This is a genomic window from Candidatus Tectomicrobia bacterium (assembly GCA_016192135.1).
GTDB lineage: Bacteria > UBA8248 > UBA8248 > UBA8248 > UBA8248 > 2-12-FULL-69-37.
Map to the genome: position 1 here is coordinate 238,788 of JACPUR010000041.1, position 24,036 is coordinate 262,823.

Consider the following 24,036-nt stretch of genomic DNA (forward strand, 5'->3'; position numbering starts at 1 on the left):
TCCTCCTCCGCCTCCGGGCCGCCTACGCCGGGCGTGCCATCCCCCGGTACATCTCCCCCACCAGCCGGGGGACGCCCTCCAGCCGGAAGCGCTCGAGGCGCACCAAGTCCAGCCCCGCCTGGAGGATGAGCTCGTCGATCCGGCGGTTCAGGTTGCACCCGCGCCCGACGCGGTTCTGCAGCGGGTTCAGGCGGTCCTGCCAGCGGCTGACGCCCGGGTGGCCGCTCCGGCCGTGCTCGAGGAAGAAGAAGCCGCCCCCCGGCCGCAGCACCCGGGCGATCTCGCGCAGGGCGGCCAGCGGATCGAAAACCGTGCACAGAGTCCAGGTGGAGACCGCGCAGTCGAAGCGCCCGTCCCCGAACGGGAGCGCCTCGGCCACGCAGAGCACCCGCCTCACCTCGGCCCGGGAGGCCGCCACGCGCCGGGCCACCCGCCGCGGGAGCATCCGGACGGGGTCGGCCGCCGTGATCGTGCGGACGGCGGGAGGGTAGTGGGCGAGGTTCAGGCCGGTTCCGAAGCCCAACTCGAGGACATCCCCCTCCGCCTCGGCGAGGGCCGCCTCGCGCTCCCGCTGGAACTTCTTCCCCCTCACCGACCAGTCCATCAGCCAGGGGAACAGGCAGTCTCCGTAAATCCCCAAGGTCCCCGCTCCCAGGCGGCGCGCTACATCAGCGAGAGCCCCTTCGGCGCCTCGGGGATGAGAAGCCGCTTCACGGGCTTCCCCGCCGCCAAGTGCGACTCCACGATCTCATCCGCGTCCTCGGGCCGCACGCCCCCGTACCAGACGTTATCCGGCATGACGCACACGGCGGCGCCGTGCTCGCAGACGTCCAGGCAGGTGGTGCCCAGCACCCGCGACCTCCCCTTCAGGCCCTTCTCCTCGACGAGCGCCTTGAGCCGCTCCCGGAGCTCCTCGGAGCCGCAGTCCGAGCAGCATCCCTTCGGGTGGCCGGGCTCCCGCCGGTTCTGGCACACGAGCAGGTAGCGTTTCTTCCGGAACATGCTGGGGCTCCCTTCCCAAAATGAAGACAATGGAAACGGACAGGAGCGAGGCTAGCACATCGCCCGGGGGCCGCAAACCTGGCGGATGGTGGGCCAGTTTGATGATTCTGCCTTCATTCCGAACGCGGCGTTCCCTCACCCCCATCCCCTTTCCCAAGGGGAGAGGGGCGCGGAGCCGCGAGAACCTTTGTCTTGGATGAATGGGGCGCTTCTCCCTCTCCCTTTGGGAGAGGGCCGGGGTGAGGGGGAGTATCGGCACCCGTTACCACAAACTGACCCACTACCACCTTGGTGCAGCACGGTCCACCCTTCCGTCCCGCAAATGATAAGATGCCGCAGGCCCATTGAACAGGAGATCGCATGAGGGATTCCGCCCCGCCTTCCAGCGGCCCCGCGCCGCGCCGCGTCATCCTCTTCGCCACCTGCCTCGTGGACCACTTCTTCCCGGAGGTGGGCGAGGCGGCGGTGCACCTCCTGGAGCGCTCCGGCGCCGAGGTGGACTTCCCCGAGGGCCTCACCTGCTGCGGCCTCCCTCACTTCAATAACGGCTTCCGCGAAGAGGCCCGCAAGGTGCTCGAGCCCCAGCTCAGGCTGCTGGAAGGGGACGCCCCCATCGTCGTCCCCTCCGGCTCCTGCGGCTGGATGCTCAAGTGCGTCCTCCCCACCCTCTTCCCGGACGACCCTTGGAAGCGCGAGCGGGCCGAGGCTGTCTCCTCGCGCGTCCTGGAGCTCTCCCAGTACCTCGGCAGGCATGCTCCCGCGGCGCAAAACCCCGTCCTGCCCGGCAAGACCGTCTATCACGACTCCTGCCATCTGCTCCGGGGCCTCGGCGAGCGGGAGGCGCCCCGCCGCCTCCTGGACCAGGCCGCAGGGCGGCGCGAGGAGCTGCCCGGCTGCGACCGCTGCTGCGGCTTCGGGGGCTCCTTCGCGGTCAAGTTCCCCGAGGTCTCCTGCGCCATGCTGGAGCAGAAGCTCGACGCCGCCGAGGGCGCGGAGGCGGACTGGCTCGTCGCGGCGGACGCGGGCTGCATGCTCCAGATCGGGGGCGGGCTCGCCCGCCGGGGCTCGCGGGTGCGGCTCCTGCACCTGGCCCAGGCCCTCGCCGGGCCGGGAGCCCCCGGCTGGCCCGAGGAGGCCAAGGCGTGAAATCCCCCTTCAACCGCCGGGCCGGCCTCGCCCTGGCCGACCCCCAGCTCCGGCAGGCCCTGCGAACGGGCACGGGCCGCATGGGGGAGATGCGTCTCAAGGCCTTCGAGTCGGCGGCCGCGCCCCTCGCCCTGCGCGCCCGGGCGCGGGAGATCCGCCGCCGCACCTTCGACGACCTCGGCCGCCACCTGGAGACCCTCCTGGCGAGCCTTCGCCGCGCGGGGGTCGAGGTGCACGCCGCGCCCGACGCCGGGGCGGCGCACCGCGTCATCCTGGACATCGCCCGGCGCCGCGGGGCCACCCTCGCGGTCAAGAGCAAATCCATGGCCTCGGAGGAGATCCACCTGAACGCGGCGCTCGAGCGGGCGGGGGTGCGCCCGGTCGAGACCGACCTGGGGGAGTGGATCCTCCAGCTCGCCGAGGAGACGCCGAGCCACCTCGTGGCCCCGGCCCTCCACAAGACGCTGGAACAGGTGGTAGACCTCTTCCGCCGCAAGGTGGACCCGGGCGCCCCCTCCGACCCGGAGGCCCTCACCGCCCTCGCGCGCAAGGCGCTGCGCCGGGAGTTCCTCGCCGCCGGCATCGGGATCAGCGGGGTGAACTTCGCCATCGCCGAGACGGGCACCCTCTGCCTCGTGACGAACGAGGGGAACGGCCGGCTCGTCACCGCGCTCCCCAAGGTGCACATCGCCCTCATGGGCTTCGAGAAGGTGGTGCCGACGGTGGAGGAGGCCCTGACCCTGCTCGCCGTCCTCCCCCGCAGCGCCACGGGCCAGAAGCTCACCACCTACTTCACCATGCTGACCGGCCCCCGGCGGCCCGGGGAGGCGGACGGCCCCGACGAGGTGCACCTCGTGCTCCTCGACAACGGGCGCTCGCGCCACCTCGGGGGGCCCTTCCAGGAAGCCTTCCACTGCATCCGCTGCGGGGCTTGCCAGAACGCCTGCCCGGTCTTCCAGACGGTCGGGGGCCACACCTACGACTCTGTCTACGGCGGGCCCATCGGGTCCATCCTGAGCCCCATGTTCCGGGGGCTCGAGGCCTCGGGCGAGCTGGCCGCCGCCTCGAGCCTGTGCGGGGCCTGCCAGGAGGCCTGCCCCGTGCTGGTGGACATTCCCCGGATGCTCATCGAGATGCGCGGGGCGCGGGTGGCCCAGCGGAACATCTCGCGGACGGAGCGGCTCCTCTTCCGCGCGGCGGCCTGGGCCATGCGCCGGCCGGCCGCCTGGGCGCTCTCCTTCCGGGGGCTCTCCCTGCTGGGGCGGGTCCTTGGCCCGCGCCTCAAGGCGGGGTGGCTGCCCGGGGCGGCCGGGGCCTGGGCGAGGGGGCGGGAGCTGCCCTTCCCGGCCCGCCGGAGCTTCCGCGACCGCTGGCGCGAGCGCCAGCGCGGGGCCGGCAAGGCCCTCTCCGCCGTCCCCCCGGCCGCGTCCCAGGAGCGGACGCCCGAGGGGATGCTGGACCACATCAGGCGCCAGGCGGCGCTCGGCGAGGGGCTGGCGCACGGCCACGTCCCATCGCCCTCGGGCGCCCTGCCCGAGGTGGAGATTCCCGATCCGGCGGAGCGCTTCCGGCGGGAGTTCGAGGCGGTGGGAGGAGGCTTCTTCCGGGCCGCCTCCATCGAGGAGGCCAAGGCGCGGCTCCTGGAGCTGGCCTCGCGCTGGAAGGACCGCCCCGTGGCGGTGAGCGGGGGTCTCCCCCTGCCCGCCGCCGGGTGGCTGCGGGAGGCGGGGCACGAGGTGCTGGAATCCGCCGAAGGGGACGACCGCGGGCGCCTCGATGCCGCGGGGCTCGGGGTGACGGGCTGCGCCTGGGCCGTGGCCGAGACGGGCACCCTCGTCCTGCCGAGCGGCGCGGGCCGCCCCCGCCTGCATTCGCTCCTGCCGGAGGCCCACCTGGCCCTCGTCCGCGAGGAAGACATCGTCCCCCACCTCTCGGCGCTCGGGCCGCGCATCCAGGGAGCCATCGTGGGGGGCGCCGGGGCGAGCTGCGTCTCCCTCATCACCGGGCCCAGCCGCTCGGCCGACATCGCCCTCACCCTTATCCGGGGCGTCCACGGCCCCCGGGAGGTCTACGCCATCCTGCTGCCGCGGGGCGTGGCATAGAAAAACGGCTAGACTAAATCCTTAGGGGCGGGATGTACGCCACCTGTGCCGCGTGCATCCGTAGGGGCGGTTTAGACCCGCCCCTACAGACGTGGCCGGCCAGAGATATGCACAGAGGCGTTCAATTGAATGCCCCTGCATGAGATTCTTGCCAATCCCCCACAAAAAAAGCGCCCCCGGGCCTGAGCCCGGGGGCGCCGCTTCCGCTCGGCGGAAGGCTAGATGTCGTAGTAGAGGGCGAACTCGTGGGGGTGCGGCCTGAGCCGGATAGCGTCCACCTCCATCTCGCGCTTGTAGGCAATCCAGGTCTCGATCACGTCCTTGGTGAAGACGTCGCCCTTGAGCAGCCAGTCGTGATCGGCCTCGAGGCGGTCGAGCACGGCGTCGAGGCTGCCCGGCGTCTGCTGGACCTTGGCCTTTTCCTCGGGGGCGAGGTCGTAGAGGTTCTTGTCGATGGGGCTGGGCGGCAGGATCTTGTTCTGGATGCCGTCGATGCCGGCCATGAGCATGGCGGCGAAGGCCAGGTAGGGGTTGCAGGTGGCGTCCGGGCAGCGCAGCTCGATGCGCTTGGACTTCTCGCTGTGGGAGTACATGGGGATGCGGACGCAGGCGCTGCGGTTGCGGCAGCTGTACATGAGGTTGATGGGGGCCTCGTAGCCCGGCACGAGCCGCCGGTAGCTGTTCGTCGTCGGGTTGGTGAGGGCAAGCAGCGCGGGGGCGTGGTGCAGGAGGCCGCCGATGTAGTAGAGCGCCGTCTGGCTCAGGTCGCCGTAGGAGCCCGCGTGGAAGAACTGGTTCTTGCCGCCTTTCCAGATGCTCTGGTGCACGTGCATGCCCGAGCCGTTGTCCTTGAAGATGGGCTTGGGCATGAAGGTGGCCGTCTTGCCGTGGCGCCGGGCCACGTTCTTGACGACGTACTTGTACTTGAGGAGCTTGTCGGCCATGACCACCATCGAGTCGAACCGCATGTCGATCTCGCACTGGCCGGCCGTGGCCACCTCGTGGTGGTGCACCTCGACGCTGACGCCCATGTCCTCCATCAGCATGGCCATCTCGGAGCGGATGTCCTGGAGGGTGTCGGTGGGCGGGACGGGGAAGTAGCCCTCCTTGTAGCGCACCTTGTAGCCGAGGTTGGGGCCGCCGTCCTCGCTGCCGGTGTTCCAGGCGGCCTCGGAGGAGTCCACCTCATAGAAGGCGTGGTTCTCGGCCTGGTTGTAGCGGACGCTGTCGAAGATGAAGAACTCGGCCTCGGGACCGAAGTAGGCTGTGTCTCCGATCCCGGTGGACTTGAGGTAGCGCTCGGCCTTGATGGCCACGTGGCGCGGGTCGCGGCTGTAGAGCTGGAGCGTGACCGGGTCCTTCACGTCGCAGAGCAGGATCAGGGTCGGAACCTCGAGGAAGGGGTCGATGAAGGCCGTCTTCGGGTCCGGCATCAGGAGCATGTCGCTCTCCTGGATGGCCTGGAACCCGCGGATGCTGGAGCCGTCGAAGCCGACGCCCTCCTTGAAGGTATCCTCCTCGAGGGTGTGGATCAGCGACGTGAAGTGCTGCCACATGCCGGGCATGTCGCAGAAGCGGTAGTCCACCATCTTGGCCCCGGTGTCCTTCGCCAGCTTGAGGACGTCCGCGGGCGTCTTCGTCGCGGCGGCCCCGTTCGTTGCCGTCTTCTTCTTCGCTCCACTCGCCATGTTGCTGCCCCCCTGGAAAAAATGCCTTTCGGCCCGCTTGAAATGGAAACCGCGCCGCGGCCCTCTCAGGCCACGGCCGCCCGTGAGCGATCCTCGCTCAGGAGCGAGGTGAGCAAATCGCAAAGCTCCCGAAGCCGCTCCGTGTCCTCGACCTTGCGCCCCTCGGCGTCGGTGACGTAGAAGGCGTCCACCGCGCGCGGGCCCTCCGTCGAGATCTTCGCCCGCGAGATCGACACCCCCTCGGCGGCGAGCAGGCGCGCGATCCGCGCCAGCAGCCCGTGCCGGTCCGGCGTGATGACCTCGAGCACGGTGGCGTCCTCGCTGGCCATGAGGTCGAAGCCGACGACGGTGGGCAGGTCGAAGTGGACGCGCTGCTTGAGCCGCAGGAAGCGGCGGTTCTTGTCCAGCACCTCGTCCAGCGTCGTGCGGCCCGCCAGCAGGTCATCCATCACCTCGCCGAAGCGCTGCCAAAGGGCCGGATCCGCCACCACCTTCCCCTCCGCGTCCACCACCTGGAAGCTGTCCACCACGAGGCCGTCCGCCCGGGTGTAAACCTTAGCGTCGAGGATGCTCAGGTCGAAGCCGGCCAGGGTGCCCGCGATCATGGCGAAGAGCCCCAGCCGGTCGCGGCAGACGATGGTGAGCAGGGTGTTCCCCAGGCGGCGGCGGTGGGTGACGTCCACCACGCACGAGACGGCCTCGCTCCCCAGCCGCTGGGCGAGCTGGATGTGGCGGAGGATCTCCTGCGGGGGCGTGCCCGCGCGGTAGCGCTCGGGCATCCCCTCCACGTGCTGGCGGATGACGGCCGGCGCCACCCGGATGGCCGCCGCCCGCGCCTCGAGCACCACCTGCTCGCCCACCTCGTCGGCCTGGCGCTTGCGGTGAAGCTCCTCGCCCGACTCCAGCAGCCGGAGCGTCTTGCGGTAGAGGTCGTGGTGGAGCGTGCCCCGCCACTCGTTCCAGATGCCCGGCGCCACCGAGGACACGTCGGCGTAGGTGAGCAGGTAGAGCATCCGGAGCTGCTCGACGGTCCCCATCTTCTCGGCGAAGCGCTGAATCAGGGCGGGGTCCTCGATGTCCCGGCGCTCCGCCGTGTAGCACATCTCCATGTGGTTGACCACAAGGAACTCGATGACCCTTCCCTCGTCGGCCGGGATCCCCAGCCGGGGGATGATCTCGGGCAGCGCCGCGGCGCTCTTGTGGACGTGACGCGGGCCCCGGGCCTTGCCGATGTCGTGGAAGAGGAGCGCGAGCCGCAGGATGTGCGTGCGCTCCATCTCGCGGTGGATGTGCGCCAGGTTCTGGAGCGGAAGCTCCTTGGTGTAGGCGAGGCCGTCGAGGTTGGCCAGCGTGAGCAGCGTATGCTCGTCGGCGGTGTAGCGGTGGTAGTGGTCGTACTGGACGAAGCAGGTCAGGGGCTCGAACTCCGGGATGTAGCGCCCGAGGAAGCCCAGGGCGTGCATCTCGTGGACGACGCGGGCCACGCCCGCCTTGCCGTCCAGGATACGGAAGAAGCTCTCGCGCACCTCGGGGGAGGTACGGAAGCGCTCGTCCACCGTGTCCAGATTTCGCCGCACGAAGGCCCGCAGCTCGGGCGAGAGGCGGCAGCCGAAGCGGTACTGGGCTTCGAACACCCCCATGAGCCCCTGGGGCCGGGCGAGCACGTCCTTGCCGCCGTTCTGGAGCACCAGGGTATGGTACTCCTGGAGGGCGAGCCCGCCCTCGATGGGCTCGATCCGGGGGCGGCGGTTCACCCAGCGGCGCTGGCGGATCTGCTCCTCGAGCACCTCGAAGAAGTCCCGGCAGAAGGTGTGCAGGGCGCGGGCGCGCATGAAATAGTCGCGCATGAGGCTCTCCCCCGCCATCGCGCTCTCGGTGTCCTCGTACCCCAGCGCCGGCGCGGCCTCGGTCTGCGCGGCGAAGGTGAGCATGTCGTTCTTCGATCCGGCCTGGATATGGAGCTGGGCGCGCAGCCGGAGGAGGAAATCGTAGGCGTCGCGGGCCGACCTGCACTCCTCCTCGGGGATCCAGCCGCGCTCCCGGAGTTCGCCGAAGCCCTTCGCCCCGAAGACCCGGCTCAGCCACAGGACGGCGTGGAAGTCCCGCAGCCCCCCCGCGTTCTCCTTCACGTTGGGCTCCTGGACGTAGACGGAAGGGTCCCAGGAGCGGTAGCGCTCCGTCCGCTCGACCAACCGGCGCTTGAGGTGGGAGGTCTTCCCCACCCGCTCGAGATGGGAGGCGAAGCGGCGCGAGAAATCCGCGTGGACGGCCTCGCTCCCCGCGACGAGCCTGTGCTCGAGCATCGACGTCTCGCTCTGGTAGTCGTCCCGGGCGATGCGCAGGCACTCGGCGATGGTCCGGGCGCTGTGGCCGATGATCAGGCCGGCGTCCCACAGCAGGTACAGCACCGCGCGCACGAACCGGCTCACCCCGGCCGACCGCTTCGGCAGGACGAACAAAAGGTCGATGTCGGAGGCGGGGGACAGCTCCGCCCGCCCGTAGCCGCCGATGGCGAGCAGGGCGCACGAGGGCCCCTCGCCCCCCGCGGAGGGAGCCTCCGCCCGGACGGCGTGCTCCCATACCTGCTTGAGAATGGCGTCCATCAAGGAAGCGCGCGCGGCGCACAGGGAGAGCCCGCCCGCCCCCTCGCGGTGGGACTGGACGATGAGGGAGTTCCCCGCCGCGTGCTGGTCCTTCAGCTGGCGGAGGAAGGCCCCCCGCTCCCACCGGCCCACCGCAGGCACCGTCTCGTGCAGATCGCGGGTCAACTGACCAAGGAGATGAAGAGATTGAGTCATCGGAAAAGCAGCTAGATAGCTTCCTCGCCGCGCTCTCCGGTCCGGATCCGGATGACGTCTTCCACGGGCAGGACGAAAATCTTGCCGTCGCCGATCTTCTCCGTCCTCGCCGCCTTCATGATGGTGTCCACGATGCCCCGCACCTTGCCGTCCTCGGCCAGGATCTCGAGCTTGATCTTCGGCAGGAAATCCACGACGTACTCGCTGCCCCGGTAGAGCTCGGTGTGGCCCTTCTGGCGGCCGAAGCCCTTGACCTCGGACACCGTCATTCCGGCGACCCCGACGGCTCCCAGCGCCTCCTTCACCTCGTCCATCTTGAAGGGCTTGATGATGGCCACGATCAGTCGCATGCGCGTTTCTCCCGTAACGAAGTTTGCATCCGGGATGGATGGAGTCCGGGTCCGACTATAGCACGCCGCCGACCCAGGTCAATCAGGGGCCCTCGCCCCCAGAAGCGGCTCTTGTCTTGTACCCGCGCATTGTTTCGTGGTTGTTACGCGATTGTTTCTTGGCCATTAATTCAAGGTCTTGAGCTTCTCCCGCCCGCGCTTGCATCCGGCGCGGCGATCTCCTAGACTTGCCCGTCCGCGCGGGGAAGGCACGGCCGAGAGGAGCCGCCCCGGGCCCCGGAAATCACTCAGCGAGGCTTTTTCGCCATGCGATGCACCATCCTGGGATCACCGATCGATTGCCACTTCGCCTTCAAGTTGGGGAACGGCAAAGCCGGCCAGAACGGCTGCGGCTACAACGACTCGAGTTGCGTCTCCGTGGTGGACGAGTGCCTGAACGGGGACGACGGCAAGGCCTGCACCCATATCATCGAGATGCCGAAGGGCAAGTTCTGCGGCAAGTTCCCCAACCCGGCGAGCCGCTGGGAGCGGGGCCGCTGCCCCCTGGCCACCCACCTGAAGGTGGACTTCGAGGCGCCCCTCGAGAAGAAGCTCAACCCGCTCAAGGCCTCGAAGCGCGCCGCCCGCGGCGGCTGATCCCCCAGTTCCAAAAACGAGAGGCCCGGGGGTTTCCCCGGGCCTTTTTCATTTCCGCCCCGCTACCAGGCGATCGCGAGGGCCAGTAGTCCCGCCAGGACCAGGTGGAGGTCCACCGCCGCCTCGGTCAGGCCCCCGTGCCCGAGGATCCGCCGCTTGAAGAGCCACAGGGAGAGCCCCGAGTAGGCCACCGGGGCCAGCATGGCCCACCCGACGGGCGCCGCGACGTGCCCGTTCGCCGCCCCCGCCCACAGCAGCACGGCCAGCGCCGCGCAGACGGCCCCCAAGAAAGCCTCGGTCTGCTCCTTGCCCAGCACGATGGGGAGGGTGCGCTTGCCGACGATGCGGTCCCCCTGGATGTCGCGCAGCTCGACCAGCCCGGCGCGGAAGAGGACGAGGCCGAACACGAACAGCGCCGCCACCGCCGCGCCGGGGCCCGCCCGGTCCGGGAAGGCGGCGGCGGGCAGGAGCGCCAGCGTCACCGTCCAGCCGGCCGTCACCACCATCGTCTTCGAGGCCGGGAAGTTCAGCACCCGGCCCATCTTGAGCGCCCGGGGCTCGAGGCGGAGGCTGAAGAAGAGACCCAGCACGAGCCCCGCCGCCAGGAGCGCCGCCGCCGGCGGGGAGACCCACGCCGCCAGCCCCAGGGCCGCCGCGCCCGCCAGGGCGCTGGCCCCGATCAGGAGCCCGCGGTGGCGCTCGTAGAACATGGACCGGTTGGGCTCGTTGTAGCGGTCCGCCTCGTAGCTCGTGCAGCGGTTCAGGGTGTGCAGGCAGAAGAGATAGAGCGCGGCCACCGCCACCAGGGCGCCGCTCCGCGGGAAGCCGCCGAGCGCCTGGGCCGCGACCGCCCCCAGCCCCGCCGTCAGCATGAGCAGCACGTTCGCGCGAGAGAGGACCTTGAGCCCCTGGGAGAGCCGGTCCCGCAGGCTCGCGCGCGGGTCGGGGATCGCCTCGATGCGGTTCACCACCCGGCGGATCATCCAGTCCGGCGTCGAGGCCCCCGCCGTCACCCCGATGCGCTTGAAGCGCTGGATGAAGCCGGGGTCGATCTCCGCCTCGGTCTCGATCAGGACCGCCTCCGCCCCCGCCTCGCGGGCCACCTCGGCCAGCCGGTTGGTGTTGCCGCTGTTTCGCCCGCCGACCACCACCATGAGGTCCACATCGGGGGCCAGCTTGCGCACCTCCTCCTGGCGCACCTCGGTGGCATCGCAGATGGTGTTGAACATCTGGGCCTGGGGGTACTTCGCCTGAATGGCGTCCACCACGTGGCCCCACTCGCCCATGTTGATCGTGGTCTGGGCGACGACCACCACCTCCCCGCCGAAGGGCGGGAGCTCCTCCACGTCCTCCAGGCAGGTCACCAGGCGGCTCCCCGCCTCGGCGTAGCCCGTGTGGCCCTCGACCTCGGGATGGCCCCTCTCGCCGATGATGACCGTGAAGGCGCCCTGGCGGGAGTGCTTCCGGATGATGCCGTGCACCTTGGCCACCAGGGGGCAGGTGGCGTCGCGGATGGCGGCGCCCGATCCGCGCAGCCGCTCGCGCACCTGGGGCGAGATGCCGTGGGCCCGGATGACGAGCAGGCCGCCGCTCCCGGGGGTGCCGGCGGGGTCCGAGACGTGGACGTTCTTCTCTTTCAGCAACTCGACGGTCTGGGGGTTGTGGATGAGGGGCCCATGGGTGAAGACGGGCCCGGAGGCCTCGTTGGCCGTGTCGAGGGCGATGTCGAGCGCGCGCTCGACACCCCAGCAGAAGCCGGCGGTTTTGGCGAGTTTCACCCTCAAATTTCAGCTCCTTGGAGGCTCGGCCGGACGCGGGGGCCAGGCGGGGCGGAATTCCATACCCAGGCCGGGAGTCTAACCTCCCCGCGTGGCCTCCGCAACGGACCGCGCCATATCGGACCCGACCCCAAGGCCCGGCGGACTCAAAATCCGCCGGGTGTGAAACCGAGGCAGATTGTTCAGTGGGAAAATCCCATCGTGGTCAAGCGTCCGGGCGGCTCCCTGGCCCCCTCCCCCGGCGGGGAGGGAGAATGGCCCCGCATCCCTGGGTGAGCAACGCACGCTGGGCTCCGCGCTAGCTCTCTGCTCCCGGGCGGGGCGGAAACCGCACCTCCGCGATGGCCGCCCCCGGCCGGTCTAGGTCCAGGATGCGGATTCCCAGCCCCCGGCGGCCCGCCACCGCCTCGGCGTAGGAACGGGGAAAGGAGAAGCGCCGCGCGCCGCAGCTCCCGGGATTGAGGAAGACGACGCCCTCCCTCTCCACGCACAGCGGCTCGTGGGTGTGGCCGAAGACCACCAGGTCCGCCGCCTGCCGGGCGAGGAGGTCCCGCGCCTCGCGCGAGGGCCCTCCCCGCTCCCACACGATGTGCTGCACGAGGAGGCGCCAGCCGCCCACCTCGGCGCGCGCCCGCTCCGGCGCCAGGCCCGGCGGGTCCACGTTCCCCGCCACCACGGTGAGGGGCGCCAGCGCCCCGAGCTCCGGGATGATGGCGTCCGAGCCCACGTCTCCCGCGTGGATGATGCGGTCCGCCCTCCGGCAGGCGCGCAGCACCTCCTCTGGGAGCCGCCCGTGGGTGTCGGATAGGATCACAGCCCTGAACCGGGCCAAGCTAGCTTCTCCGGCCCAGGCGGGCCGCCAGGCGCAGGGCCAGGCGGAGCAGGTCCGCCCCGCGGCGCAGGAGGTACCACCCGCGCAGGGCGGGCCGGTAGCCGGGATAGATCTGGGCCATCACCTCGTGCCGGGGGAAGGCCGCCTCCCTCAGCAGAGCGAGCTTGGCCCCCGCCCCCTGCCGGCTCGAGAGCCAGAGGAGGTTCCCCACGGGCGGGCGCTCCCACTCCTCCTTCTCCCCGCTCAGCCGCGTGTGCGCGAGAGAGAGAAGCAGGCGCTCCAGGAAGGAAGGGCGCATCTCCGCCAGCGCGGCCCGGACGCCCGGCGGAAGCGCGAGCGCGGGGGCGCCGAACCTCCCTTCGCCGAGCAGGCCCAGACTCCGCAGCGCGTACGCCAACGGCCGGGCGAGCCCCCACGCGCGCGCCCGGGAGAGCACCGCCTCCCAGTCCAGGCCCGGCTCCGAGAGGAGCAGCCCCTCGATGTCGGTGAACCAGATGCCCGGCTCGAAATTGTGCTTCATCAGGTGGGTGCAGAGGATGATGAGATGGTCCCCGGGCGCGGGAACCCGGAAAGGGGGGCCGAGCGGCGAGGGATGGGAGCGGGCCCAGACGGCCGCATCGGTTTCCGCCTCGTCCGCCGCCGGGAGGCGGGCCAGGACGCGCTCGTCCCCGAGCACGTTCCGGTGCAGCTCCACCACGGACTCTCCCCGCTCCCAGGCGGCCCCGCCTTCTCCCTCCGCCCCCTGGTAGCCCTCGCGCGCCAGGACGCGGCAGGCCTCCTCCCAGTCTCCGGGCGAGTGGACCACCCAGTCCGAGTCATCCGCCGGGCGGAGGCCCGGATTCGGATAGATCAGGCCCTTGAGGGCCGCCCCCTTGATCAGGAGGACCTCCACCCCGGCCTCGCGGAGCGGCGGGGCCAGGCGCCGCAGCTCGGCCTCGTCCTGGACGGCCCGCATCGCGACGCGGCGGTACTCCTCCTGGAGCTTGCGGGGAGGCTCCACCCCCGCGCTCCGGAGATGGTGGCAGAGGACTCCTGCCGTCCACCGGAAGAGGGTTTCCCCGGCGACGGCCTCCCATTGGGCGGGGGAGGCCGCCCGGGCCGCCCAAGCCAGGATGTCCCGCTCCTCCGGGGCGAGCCGGTGGCGGGAGGCCAGCGAAAGGAGGATGGCTACGGGATCGAGCCCCGCCTCTCGGATTTCCTTGGCTTCTAGCGCCATTCTTTCACCCGGCGTGTCCGTTTTGAGCGCACACTGTTGGATTTTTCACCGCCGCACGATGTTCCGGCCCGTCCAGCCGAAGCTTCTCTCAAAGTGTGACCCAGATCATAGATTGCCCCAAAAATCCTCATTTCATACCGGCTTCGGCATTATAGGAAGTTGTCAGGCGGCGTGGGAATGGCGTATCTTTAATGCAAGATATTTTAAGCTGCTAAGGGAAAACCTGGAGCGGCGAAATGAGCGAGAAGCCGATGGCACCCGAAGGCGATGCGGGCCAGCCCGTGCTCCATACGCGCCGCGAGTTCATCCGCCGCGTCCTCCTCACCACGGCCTACGCGGCCCCCGCCATCGTCTCACTTTCGATCAGCGGCGTCGCCTCCGGCACCCCCGCCGACCCGGGAAGCAGCGGAGGCACTCCTCCCGGCCAGGCGAAAATGACGGGAAGCCCCATGAGCCCGATGAGCCCCATGCGGATGATGAGCCCGATGGCGATGAATGAAATGATGCGGATGGGCAACTCCGGCAACATGTGGAAGTAGCCTGGCCGTTTCGGTTTCCTCTCTCCGCTTCGCCGCGCCGCCTCGGGCGGCGTTTTCTTTTCAACCCCCAAGGATCCCCGCGACATAGCGCAGCGCCTGCCGCTCGGTCCCGAAGTCCCCGGGGTAGGCGGCGAGCAGCTTCCGGGCGATCTCGCCCTGCGTCCTCCGCCCGTCCGCGCAGTCCAGCACGAAACGCATGATCTCCTGCCTCCGGCCCGGCCGGGGGATTCTCTCGGCCGATCGCTCCGCGAGCGACTCCTGCCTCAGCGGAATGCCCGCGAAGGTGTTGCCCTCGCAGGCCCGGCCGCCCGCCTCCGCCGACCACTTCCACCACACCTCCCCGCCCCCGCCCTCGGGGATGCACTGGAGCGACCCCCGCACGGCCCCCCCCGCCTCGACCGGCAGGGCCTCCGGCAAGGGGAACATCTGCTGCTCGTAGACCGTCTCGTCCGCGCCGGGGCCGTTGTCCAGCCACACGCCCCCGGCCAGCTCCAGCCGGAACCACGCGCACAGGGCGTGGACTTGGCCCGCGCGCCGGGCCGCGTCCTCCCATTCGCAGCTCAGGTCGTAGGCCTCGGCCGGATCGCCCAGCCGGTAGCGGCGCAAGAGGCGCGGCGCGGTGATGAGCGACTCGGGCGCGCAGCGCCCCTTGTGGGCGGAGTTAAGGATCCAGCCGGAGAGCGGCCCGTAGTCGAGCCCCTTCAGGTGCTCGGCCTCCCGGCGCCAGCGGGCGAGGTTCCCCCAGCTCTCGGGGACCTCCAGCAGGGCCGCCCAGACCTCCACGGCGGCGGGTATCCACCCCCCTCCCGGCGCCAGGAGGCGCTCCCGCGCGTCGCGGAGCACGGGGGCGAGGCCTCCGCCCAGGAAGGCGCTGTTGAAGTCCTCGAAGATGATCCAGTCCGCCCGCTCGGGCAAGACGGCGCCGAGAGAGTTCCCCCGGATGACCCGGAGGCGGTCCCCGAACCCCTGGCGGCGGGCGAGCTCCTCCAGGGCGCCGGCCGCCGAGTCCTCGATGGCGTAGACGCGGGCGGCGCCGGCCTGGCAGGCGAAGAAGCTGTAGGTGCCGAGCCCCGCCCCCACCTCGGCGGCCACCTGCCCCGGCTTCACGCATTGGAGGATCGCGCGCCGGAAGGCGCGGATGCGGTCCGCGTCCTCGAGCATCCAGGCATACTCGGTCAGCTTCACCGGGCGGCCTCCACGCCCGCCGCCCGGGCCAAGCCGAGCTCGCCGCGCAGCGCCTCCCACGCCTCGCCCGGATGGAGGGCGCTCAGGCGCAAGTTCCGCCCCAGCCCCGCCAGGCGGATCATCGTGTCCACCCCGGCGGCCGCGCCGTACCACCGGAGGTTGCTCTGCTGCCGCACCATGTCCTCCACCGCCGCCCGGGCCCCCACCTCCTCGATGACGGCCGGGCCGCTCTCTTTCCTCCGGAGGCAGACGATCCGCTCGACCTCGGCCGTCTCCGGGATGTCGGGAGAGCCGAGGAGGGCGGGGTCCACGAACCACCGGGGGGCGTAGCCGCTGCCCTCGAGGCGGCACGCATCCCAGCCCCGGCGGAGGCGGGCGGCGGAGGGATCTTCCGTCACCGTGTCCTCCCGCACCACGAGGTTGCGCGGGAAGGGCCGGAGCGAGAGGCTCGCCGGGTCCACCAGCACCGTCTCGTCCGTCAGGAACCGCCAGCCCCGGAGCAGGAGGTGCAGCGCGAGGGTGGACTTGCCGGCGTGGGAGTCCCCGATGAGGAGGATGGCCCTGCCCTCCCGCGCGACGGCCGCGGCGTGGATGTGGAGGCAGGCGTCAGCGCGCGCCAGCGCCTTCTCGAAGAACCACTCGTCCAGCCACCAGAACACATCGCTCCACTCCTCCCCCTCGAAGGCCTTGCCCTCCCCCTCGCGGTGCACCTCGTAGGCGGAATCGGCGCGGCGGATCTCCATGAGGTCGTCGGGAGGGGCGGCGGGGGGCTCCTGGCACCGGGAGAAGAAAAGGGGGCGCAGGGGATCGACATCCGGGGCGGCGCCGGCGACGCGGAGGCGGTATCCGTAGAGCCGGACCTGGAGGGCCGCGAGGGGTGAAGTCTGAACAGGTTGTTCGCCCATGTGCCTGTTCCTCAGCGTGCTCTCGGCAGGTTCTGCTCCCCTCTCCCTGTCTTTTTGGGTCCCCGAACCGGCCCGCCGGTTCGGGAGGGGGGTGAGGGGAGGGGGTGAGGGGGGCGAAGGCGCAAAGGCCTCCCTCACCCGGAGCATTCAGGCGGCAAGCCGCCTGGATGCTCCGCCCTCTCCCGAGGGGAGAGGGAAAGATCGCTCCAAAGAGTGAACAACGTGTGTGGATTCCACAACAAGGGGCTCGGGAGTCATCCGCCGCCTTCCCCCTCCGGGAGAAGAAGGCCCTCCCGGCGGAAGCCCTCCACCGCGTCCAGGACGTCCCTCAGCAGGTCCCGGCCCCCGGCGCCCGGGAATTCCCTCAGGCCCTCGGCGATATCGGCGAGGGCCTGCCTTCCGTCCAGGCAGTCCCAGACGTAGGCCGCGGAGGCGTTCAGCGAGTGGACCTTGTGCGTCCGGGGATCGTAGAGGATGAAGCCGTCGTCCACCTCGCGGCAGAGCACCTCGCCCCGGGTGCGCGGCTTGCTCAAGGCCGGATCGCTCATCGCGTCCCTCTCCCGGAATTCGACAGGGGCTCCATGTTACCTCAACCGGCGGGCGATGCCATTCGGGAACACAAGGCTCGACCCTGCCCCGGTTCTCTCCCAGGGGGATCATGCAATCCGGCCGGCGGAGATGGAATGGAGGCGGGGGGGAATGAGCGCGATGATGCCGGAACCAGGCCTCAGCGGTCCTTGCCTCCGCCGAGGACGGCGGCGGCGCGCGGGAAGAGCCCCAGCGGCAGGAACTCCAGGCTGGCGACGAAGGCGTCGAAGTAGGGCAGCCCGGCCTCGAAGGCCAGGGCGTGATCGACGTAGTAGAACTCGTAGAGCTTCCCGCCCCGGAGGAAGACGACGACCTTCCCGCGGTAGTTGCCCGTAAAGGCGGGGGTGAGGCGCTCGGCGCGGTACTGCCTCTCATCGCGCACCTCCTCCCGCGTCCTCGGGCCCGCGAAGGGCTGCCGCTCATCGAGGAGATCGCGCTCGATCTCGCGCGCCCGGGCCGAGGGCCGCCGCCCCATGCTGCCGCTCAGGTGAAACTCCGCCCGCTCGGCGTCCTTCTCCCGCCCGAGGCGGACCGCCCGATCCAGGGGGATGAAGCTCCCCCCGGAGACGACCCGGATGTCGGTGTGGGGCGTCGCCAGCATGCGGCGGTAGATGTAGCGGACCTCGTCGAGGAAGGTGGCCTCCTCGCCGTAGTGGCGCGGGACGACCTGGAGCGAGATGACGCCGCCGGTATAGGGATTGTCGTAGTAGAGGACCGAGGTGGAGGGGTCGTTCAGGGCCAGGATGTTCGCCACGTCGGGCGTCCGGCGCCACGGATCGTCCGGGACGGGCGTCACCTGGAAGGCGTGGCGGAAGGAGACGAACTTCGCCTCTCCCCCCCGGGCCGCGCACCCGGCGGCCGAGAGCGCGGCCCACAGCGCCAGGGCGGCCGGGAGCCAGGCGCCCAACCCCCCGGCGGTCTTCACCCGGTCCCTTCCCTCCCCCGCCTCAGCGCGCGGAAGCCGGCGCCATGCGCTGAGGCAGGCCTTCCTCCCGGAAAAACGCATCCGTTCCCCTCTGCCCGGCGTCGGCGTACTGGGTGGGGGCCGTCCCGCGGACGAACACCTCGAAGCCCGTCTTGCGGGTGGCGCGCGTGGCGAGAAGACCCGTTTCCTTGTCCACCCGCACGAATTCTACCCCAGGCGGGGGGATGAAGTCCCTCATGGGAGCCTCCAGGCCCGACGCCCGGAAGAAATCGACGAAGATCGGAACGGCGTTCCGGCCCCCCGTCTCCCCCGGGCCGAGCGGCTGGGGCAGGTCGAAGCCCACCCAGACGCCCGCCGCGAGGTCGGGGGTGAAACCGATGAACCAGTTGTCGCGGAACTCGTTGGTGGTGCCCGTCTTGCCGGCCAGGGGACGTCCCAGCACGGCGGCGCCCCGGGCGGTCCCGGCCTCGACCACCGTCTTGAGCATGTGGGTGAGGACATAGGCCACCTCGGGCCGGATGGCCGGCTCGGGGCGGTCCTCGTGGCGGTAGATGACGCGCCCCTCCCCGTCCTCGATGCGCTCGATGGCGTAGGGCGTCCGGTGTATCCCGCCGCTGGCGAACACCGAGTAGGCCGAGACCATCTCCTGCAAGGTGACGGCCGAGGCCCCCAGGGCGCTCGAGAGCGTGGGCGAAATCTCGCTCCGGATGCCCAGGCTGCGGGCGAACCGGATGAGCCGGCCCATGCCCAGCGCCCCCACGAGGCGGATGCTCGCCGTGTTGCGGCTCTCGGCCAGGGCCTCGCGCAGGCTCAGCCGGCCGGAGAAGTTGCGGCTGTAGTTCTCGGGCTTCCAGAGGCCCCCGCCCCCGCCCTCCATGACGATGGGGGCGTCCAGGACGGAGTCGACGGGGGTGAAGCCCATGTCCACCGCCGCGGCGTACACGATGGGCTTGAAGGAGCTCCCCGGCTGGCGCAGGGCCTGCACCGTGCGGTTGAACTTGCTCTGGCCGAAGTCCGTCCCGCCGGCCATGGCGCGGATGGCGCCCGAGCGGACGTCCAGGGCCAGGAGGGCCGCCTCGGGAGAGCGCCACCCGGGCTCCTTCGAGCGCTGGGGCCAGCGCCGCTCCACCAGCTTGCGGACTCCCTCCCGGACGGCGTTCTCGGCCGCCTCCTGGGCGTCGAGGCGCAGCGTGGTGTGCACGCGCAGGCCGCCGCGGTAGAGGGTCTCGGAACCGTACATCTCCTCGAGCTGCCGCCGCACGTGCTCGAGGAAGTGCCCGCCCACCCGGATGGGCTCGGGCGCGCGCAGCTCCAGGGGGCTGCGGGCGAGGCGCCCGCCCTCGCCCGGCTTCAGGTAGCCCGCGACCTCCATGCGCCACAGCACGTGCGCCCGCCGCTCGAGGGCGGGGCCGGGATTGTCGAAGGGGCGGAAGCGCCCCGGCGCCTGGATGAGCCCGGCCAGGAGCGCCGCCTCGGGGACGGTGAGCTCCGAGGCCTCCTTGTTGAAGTAGGTGCGGGCCGCGGCCGCCACCCCGTAGGCGCCCTGGCCGAAATACACCTGGTTGAGGTAGCGCTCGAGAATCTGGTCTTTCGTGAGGGACATCTCGAGCCGGACGGCGGCGATGGCCTCGACCACCTTGCGCTTCAGGCTCTTCTCGCGCTGGAGGGTGAGCAGGCGCACCAGCTGCTGGGTGATGGTGGAGGCACCCTCGGAGATGCCCCCCGAGCGCAGATTGTTCACCGCCGCCCGCAGGATGCCCCAGGGGTCGACGCCCCAGTGCCGGTAGAAGCGCTCGTCCTCGACCGAGACGGCGGCGTGCCGCATGGCCGGGGATATCTCGGCCAGGGGCAGGAGCTTCCGCTGCTCGGCGGCGAAGCTGCCGACCAGGCGGCCGCCGGCGTCGTGGACGAAGGTGGTCAGGCTGGGCCGGTGGTCCAGGATGGCGGCCGATCGGGGGATGTCGTCGCTGACCCACACGAGGACGGCGAATGCGCCGATGAGCGGGAGGCCGAAGAGGACGAAGGCCGTCCAGGCGAGCCGGACGACGCGGGAAACCTTCTTCCGCAGCGTGGAGCCGACGAAGAAGGCGTAGGCGGAGGAAGGGCGGCGCTTCCCCGGCATCCTGGCTCCCCGCCGATGCGCCCGCTAGCTGCTGCTTCGCTCCAGGCGGCGCTCGGCTTCATGGAGGACGGACCGCAACTCGTTGATCCGGGCGTTGGCGCGGTCGAGCACCTCCCGCTCTCCCGAGAGGGCCTCGTACTTGGCCCGCACGTCCTCGACGAGGAGGCCGAGGTCCTTCACGCGGGCCTCGACGTGGACCACCTTGTCGAGCTGTTCGGCCACCTTGCCGCCGCGCTCCTCGACTTCCTGGAAGATCTCCCGCAATTCGTCGATCTGGAGCTCGATGTCCTTGAGCGTCTGGCGGTCGCTCACCAGGTCGCGGATGTGGGTGTGGATCTCCTTGACCGAGAGCTTGAGGGCGCTCAGCTCCTCGTGCGCGGCCGCGACCTCGGACTTGTTCCGGATGAGCTGATGGATGCTGGCCTCGAGGCCCTCCGCCTGGTGCTCGAGCACGGAGAGGCGCTTCTCCGCCTGGGAAACCTGCTCCTCCTCCTGCGCCAGGTGGTCGGCGTGCTGCTGGACCTGGACCGCCATGACGCGGATGTGATCCACCTCGTCCTCGATCTCCCGCATGCGCCCCCGGATGACGTCCATCCGCGCTTCGCCCACCTTGAGCTCCCGCAGGCTCTCGTCCATCTTCGTGAGGAAGCCCTTCACCTCCTCCATGGTGCGGTGGGCCTCCCGCACGCTGGCCAGGTGGGCCTGCCCCTGCTCGTGGGACTCGCTGAACTGGGCGATGAGGTGCTGCAGGCGCTTCTCCTGCGCCTCGATGCCGGCCCGCTCCTTGGTGACGTCCAGGATGCGCTCCTCCACATGGTCCACGAGGTTGTGGAGCTGGTCGAGGCGCCCCTCGACGCGGTCCACGTACTCTCCGCGGCGCTGGAGCTTGTCGATCTTGAGGTCGGCCTCCTCGATGAAGTACTGGAGCGCCTCGAGGCGCTTCTCCATGCGCTCCACCTCGCCCCGGCGCTCGAGCTGCTTCTCGATGCGGTCGTCGAGCTGGACGATGTTGGAGGTGAGGTCGCGGATGCGGTCCTCGACGTGGTCCACCAGGCGCTGGCGCTTCTCCACATCCTCGAGCTTGCGGTCGAGATCCTCCGAGATGGCGCGGATCTGGGCCGACCGCTCCTCGGCCTGCGCGGCGGCTTTCAGGCCCTCGGGGATGCGGTTCAGCCGCTCCTCGAGCTCCCGGGCCATGGTCTGCGACTCCTGGATCATGCGCCGGAGGGAAGCCGACTCGTCCAGCTCGCGCTTGAGCCGCTCGGCCCGCCGCTCGACCTCGTTGGCGAGGTAGTCCCGCAGGGACTGCACCTGCTCCCACACCTCGCCCACCTCGCGGCGCTCGCCCCGCACCCGGTCGATCTCGCGGTCGAGCTTCGAGGTCTGATCCTCCAGGCTGCGGATGCGCTCGCTCGTGCGGCGCAGGGCCTCGTTCTTGGCCAGGATGTTCTGGCTCTCGATGCGGACGCTCTCTAGGGCCGGCTTCACCTGGTCGAGCTCCCCGCGCAGGGCCTCCACCTGGGCCACCCGCTCCATCAGGGCGTTGAGGGCTTGCTCCATCTCGTTCAACGAGCGGCGGAAGTTGGTGCTGCGCTTGGCGAAGTTCTCGAAGATGACCTTCTCGCGGTCCACCTGCTGGAGCTTCTCGTCGAAGTCGCGCGAGAAATCGGCGAGCTGGGCCACCTTGGCGTTGGCGTCGTCGATGATCTCGCGCAGCCGGAAGGCCTCCTGGATGTTCGCGCGCACGCCTTCGTAGAGGCTCTCGAGCTTGGCGACGCTCTTCTCGGTGCGCTTGACGAGCTTGTTCTCCTCCTGGAGGTTCTTGATCTTCGACTCCATCTCCCACAGGAGGACGTTGAGCTTGCCGGCCTCCTCGTTCGACTTCTCGACGATCTCGCGCTGCTGCTGCAGGCTCCGCGTCTTCGCCATCACGTGCTCGGAGAGCACGTTGAGGGAGTCGATGTCCATCTTCGTCTTGCGGATGAAGTCCTCGAACTGGTGCAGGTGGCGCTCGGACTCCGCGATGCGCCCGTCCAGCTTGGCCGCGGCGTCCGACTGGCGTTCCGCCTGGGCCACCTTGCCCTCGAGCGAGGCGAGGCGGCCCTCCACGTCCTCCAGGGCGTTCCGCTTGGAGGCCACTTCGTCCATCTTCAGGCTCACGAACTCCACCAGCTTCTCCAGCCGCTGGCGCTCCTCGGCCGAGGCCGCGATGAGCTGCGTCAGGCGGTCCTCCTCGGAGGAGTACCGGTCAGCGGAGGTGATGGGGATGTCGTTCATCGGGTGGACCTCCAACCTGGGCGCTTCCGGCCCCTCTCCCGGCGCACGGGCGGAATGGTGCTCGGGGACGCACGATCCGGAGGGGCGACAAAATTATCGCACTAGAAGGTATCGGAAGCGGGGGGCGCCCGTCAATGAACCTTTCGCGAGGGCCTCCCCCCCTCCGCCCGGGCCCGGGAGCCCCAGGCGATCCCGGCCAGGATCAGGCCCCCGGCGGCCGCCCGGGCGGGGGTCGGGGGCTCGGCCAGGAGCCACCAGGCCAGGGCCGCCGCCGCCACGGGTTCCCCCAGGATGGCCAGGGCCACCCGGCCCGGCGGCAGGTGGGCCAGGGCGAAGTTGACCGCCGTGTGGCCGACGAGGGTGGGCCCGGCCGCCATGGCGGCCAAAAGAAGCCAGGTTTCCAGGGAAAATCCCGCCAGGGGCTGGCCCGCCAGCCAGGCCCATCCCGTCAGGAGGGCCCCGCTCAGGCCATAGCAGAGGGTCACGTAGGGAAGGAGCGGCACCTTTCCCCTCAGCCTGCGGCCGCAGAGGAGGTAGGCCGAGGCGAGGACGGCGCCCCCGAGCGCCAGGAGGTTCCCCCAGGCGCTGCCCTCCCAGGCCCGGGCGTCCGACCAGGCCAGGAGGAGGCCCCCCGCCAGGGCGCAGGCCGCCCCGGCCCAGAAGGCGGGGCGCTCCTTTTCTCCCAGGAGGAGCCAGCCCCCCAGGCCGGCGAAGATGGGGTTGGTCGTGACCAGCACCACCGAGCTCGCCACCGAGGTGTGGCGCAGCGACTCGATCCAGAGCGCGAAGTGCAGGGCCAGGAAGACCGCCGAGGCGAGCCAGAGGGCGCGCTCGGGCGGCCCGAGGCGCCCCCACTCCGCGCGCAGGGCGCCCGCCGCGAAGGGGAGCAGGCAGGCCGCCCCGCCCGCCATGCGCCAGGCGGCGATGGAGAGGGGCGGCGCCTCGGCCAGGCGGATCAGGACGGCCGACCAGCCCAGGACCAGGACCCCCGCCGCCAGGCAGCCGTAGACCCGCGGCGGCGAGGGGCCGCCCGCGTCCCCTCTCACGGGAGAGAGTCCAGGAAGGCCGCGATGGCCTCCCCCACGGGAGCCGCGCGCTCGAGCATGAGCATGTGGCCCGCCCCCGCGATCGGCTCCAGGCGCGCGCCGGGGATGCGCCCGGCCAGGAAACGGGCGTACTTGGGCGGGGTCAGCGCGTCGTCCTCGCCGCAGAGGACGAGAGTGGGCAGGGAGATCTCCCCGAGCCGCTCCATCACGTCGAAGGCGTCGCAGGCCCGGAAATCCCCCTCCAGGACCTCGGGCGGGCAGGCCCGCAGCTCCCGCCGGCTCTCCTCCGCCATGGCGGGCGGCGCCCCGGGGGCGAAGGCGTAGCCCACGATGGCGTCCACCGTCTTCTCGAAATCGGTGCGGATGCCCTGGAGGATGGAGTCGAGTACCCGGAGCCGGGCGCCCGTCCCGAGGAGGATCAGCCCGCCCAGCCCGCCGGGGGCGGCCAAGGCGCAGGCCAGGGCGATTCCTCCCCCCATGGAGTGGCCCGCCAGCACGGGCCGCCGGAGGCCCCGGGCCTCCAGGAAGCGGAGCGCCCAGCCGGCGTACGCCTCGATGCGGCCGCAGCCCGGGCCCTCCGAGCCGCCGTGGCCGGGGAGGTCCAGGGCGAGCGAGCGCCGGCCCTTGCGCGCGAGATGATGCCCCAGGCGGGCCCAGACGCCGCGGGTGCCCCCGGCGCCGTGGACGAAGACCACCGGCGGGGATGCCTGGGGCGGGCCATCCTCCGTGAATGTCAGACGCCGCCCCGCCGCCTCCACCGCTCCATCGGCCGCCCGGTTCAAGCCGAACGCCCTCTCGGGCGACAGGAGTCGCTCCCCGAACATTCCGGCCAAGTATCAACCGGAAGCTCCGCGTTTTTCTCCCTCCCCCACCGGGAGAGGGTTGGGCTCCTATGCAACGC

Annotated in this window: 20 protein-coding genes; 4 read left to right on the plus strand and 16 right to left on the minus strand. The window is 70.8% G+C overall.

The window, feature by feature from the left end; genetic code table 11:
• Positions 1–22: 22 nt before the first annotated feature.
• Both HYZ11_18580 and HYZ11_18585 read right to left on the minus strand, forming a co-directional pair.
• Positions 23–640, minus strand: coding sequence for a class I SAM-dependent methyltransferase (locus HYZ11_18580; protein ID MBI3129620.1), 618 nt, complete (start codon positions 638–640; stop codon positions 23–25).
• A gap of 23 nt (positions 641–663) precedes the next feature.
• Entirely contained in the window at positions 664–1,002 is a 339-nt protein-coding gene (locus HYZ11_18585) for a (2Fe-2S) ferredoxin domain-containing protein (GenBank protein MBI3129621.1), read from the minus strand.
• Between the two features lie 360 nt (positions 1,003–1,362).
• On the opposite strand from HYZ11_18585, the gene HYZ11_18590 reads away from it, so the two are divergent.
• The gene (locus HYZ11_18590; GenBank protein MBI3129622.1) at positions 1,363–2,148 is read left to right on the plus strand and encodes a (Fe-S)-binding protein; all 786 of its coding nucleotides are present in this window, start codon (positions 1,363–1,365) and stop codon (positions 2,146–2,148) included.
• On the plus strand, positions 2,145–4,250 hold the full coding sequence (locus HYZ11_18595; GenBank protein MBI3129623.1) for an iron-sulfur cluster-binding protein: 2,106 nt from the start codon (positions 2,145–2,147) through the stop codon (positions 4,248–4,250). Before HYZ11_18590 ends, HYZ11_18595 begins: the two co-directional genes overlap by 4 nt.
• 218 nt (positions 4,251–4,468) lie before the next feature.
• Here the strand turns inward: HYZ11_18595 and glnA are convergent, their stop codons facing one another.
• From glnA to HYZ11_18610, 3 genes are all read right to left on the minus strand, one after another.
• Positions 4,469–5,938 (minus strand): type I glutamate--ammonia ligase, encoded by a 1,470-nt coding sequence (glnA, locus tag HYZ11_18600; protein ID MBI3129624.1) that lies wholly within the window; start codon positions 5,936–5,938, stop codon positions 4,469–4,471.
• Between the two features lie 65 nt (positions 5,939–6,003).
• Positions 6,004–8,682, minus strand: a complete 2,679-nt coding sequence (gene glnD, locus HYZ11_18605) for a [protein-PII] uridylyltransferase (GenBank protein ID MBI3129625.1) — start codon at positions 8,680–8,682, stop codon at positions 6,004–6,006.
• 65 nt (positions 8,683–8,747) lie between these two features.
• Positions 8,748–9,086, minus strand: coding sequence for a P-II family nitrogen regulator (locus HYZ11_18610; GenBank protein MBI3129626.1), 339 nt, complete (start codon positions 9,084–9,086; stop codon positions 8,748–8,750).
• Positions 9,087–9,419: 333 nt separating this feature from the next.
• Here HYZ11_18610 and HYZ11_18615 point away from each other — a divergent pair, with 333 nt between their 5' ends.
• Positions 9,420–9,722 (plus strand): hypothetical protein, encoded by a 303-nt coding sequence (locus HYZ11_18615; protein MBI3129627.1) that lies wholly within the window; start codon positions 9,420–9,422, stop codon positions 9,720–9,722.
• Positions 9,723–9,784: 62 nt separating this feature from the next.
• Here the strand turns inward: HYZ11_18615 and ispH are convergent, their stop codons facing one another.
• From ispH to HYZ11_18630, 3 genes are all read right to left on the minus strand, one after another.
• Complete coding sequence (gene ispH / locus HYZ11_18620; GenBank protein MBI3129628.1) at positions 9,785–11,500, minus strand: 4-hydroxy-3-methylbut-2-enyl diphosphate reductase; 1,716 nt, start codon at positions 11,498–11,500, stop codon at positions 9,785–9,787.
• A gap of 298 nt (positions 11,501–11,798) precedes the next feature.
• Positions 11,799–12,332: a metallophosphoesterase family protein gene (locus tag HYZ11_18625; GenBank protein ID MBI3129629.1), complete on the minus strand. Its 534-nt coding sequence runs from the start codon at positions 12,330–12,332 to the stop codon at positions 11,799–11,801.
• 1 nt (position 12,333) lies between these two features.
• Complete coding sequence (locus HYZ11_18630) at positions 12,334–13,548, minus strand: nucleotidyltransferase family protein (GenBank protein ID MBI3129630.1); 1,215 nt, start codon at positions 13,546–13,548, stop codon at positions 12,334–12,336.
• 236 nt (positions 13,549–13,784) lie between these two features.
• On the opposite strand from HYZ11_18630, the gene HYZ11_18635 reads away from it, so the two are divergent.
• On the plus strand, positions 13,785–14,087 hold the full coding sequence (locus HYZ11_18635) for a hypothetical protein (protein MBI3129631.1): 303 nt from the start codon (positions 13,785–13,787) through the stop codon (positions 14,085–14,087).
• Between the two features lie 60 nt (positions 14,088–14,147).
• On the opposite strand, the gene HYZ11_18640 is transcribed toward HYZ11_18635, so the two are convergent.
• The 8 genes from HYZ11_18640 to HYZ11_18675 form a co-directional block, all read right to left on the minus strand.
• Positions 14,148–15,272 (minus strand): hypothetical protein, encoded by a 1,125-nt coding sequence (locus HYZ11_18640; GenBank protein MBI3129632.1) that lies wholly within the window; start codon positions 15,270–15,272, stop codon positions 14,148–14,150.
• Positions 15,269–16,177 (minus strand): hypothetical protein, encoded by a 909-nt coding sequence (locus HYZ11_18645; GenBank protein MBI3129633.1) that lies wholly within the window; start codon positions 16,175–16,177, stop codon positions 15,269–15,271. Before HYZ11_18645 ends, HYZ11_18640 begins: the two co-directional genes overlap by 4 nt.
• A gap of 254 nt (positions 16,178–16,431) precedes the next feature.
• Complete coding sequence (locus HYZ11_18650) at positions 16,432–16,725, minus strand: PqqD family protein (protein MBI3129634.1); 294 nt, start codon at positions 16,723–16,725, stop codon at positions 16,432–16,434.
• Positions 16,726–16,904: 179 nt separating this feature from the next.
• Positions 16,905–17,690: a hypothetical protein gene (locus tag HYZ11_18655; protein ID MBI3129635.1), complete on the minus strand. Its 786-nt coding sequence runs from the start codon at positions 17,688–17,690 to the stop codon at positions 16,905–16,907.
• A 22-nt stretch (positions 17,691–17,712) separates the two neighbouring features.
• A complete protein-coding gene (locus tag HYZ11_18660; protein MBI3129636.1) occupies positions 17,713–19,812 on the minus strand; it encodes a PBP1A family penicillin-binding protein in 2,100 nt (699 codons plus the stop codon).
• Positions 19,813–19,836: 24 nt separating this feature from the next.
• Complete coding sequence (locus tag HYZ11_18665; GenBank protein ID MBI3129637.1) at positions 19,837–22,089, minus strand: hypothetical protein; 2,253 nt, start codon at positions 22,087–22,089, stop codon at positions 19,837–19,839.
• 131 nt (positions 22,090–22,220) lie between these two features.
• Positions 22,221–23,135: a DMT family transporter gene (locus HYZ11_18670; GenBank protein MBI3129638.1), complete on the minus strand. Its 915-nt coding sequence runs from the start codon at positions 23,133–23,135 to the stop codon at positions 22,221–22,223.
• Positions 23,132–23,959 (minus strand): alpha/beta hydrolase, encoded by an 828-nt coding sequence (locus HYZ11_18675; protein MBI3129639.1) that lies wholly within the window; start codon positions 23,957–23,959, stop codon positions 23,132–23,134. The genes HYZ11_18670 and HYZ11_18675 overlap by 4 nt, the downstream gene beginning before the upstream one ends.
• Positions 23,960–24,036: the final 77 nt, after the last annotated feature.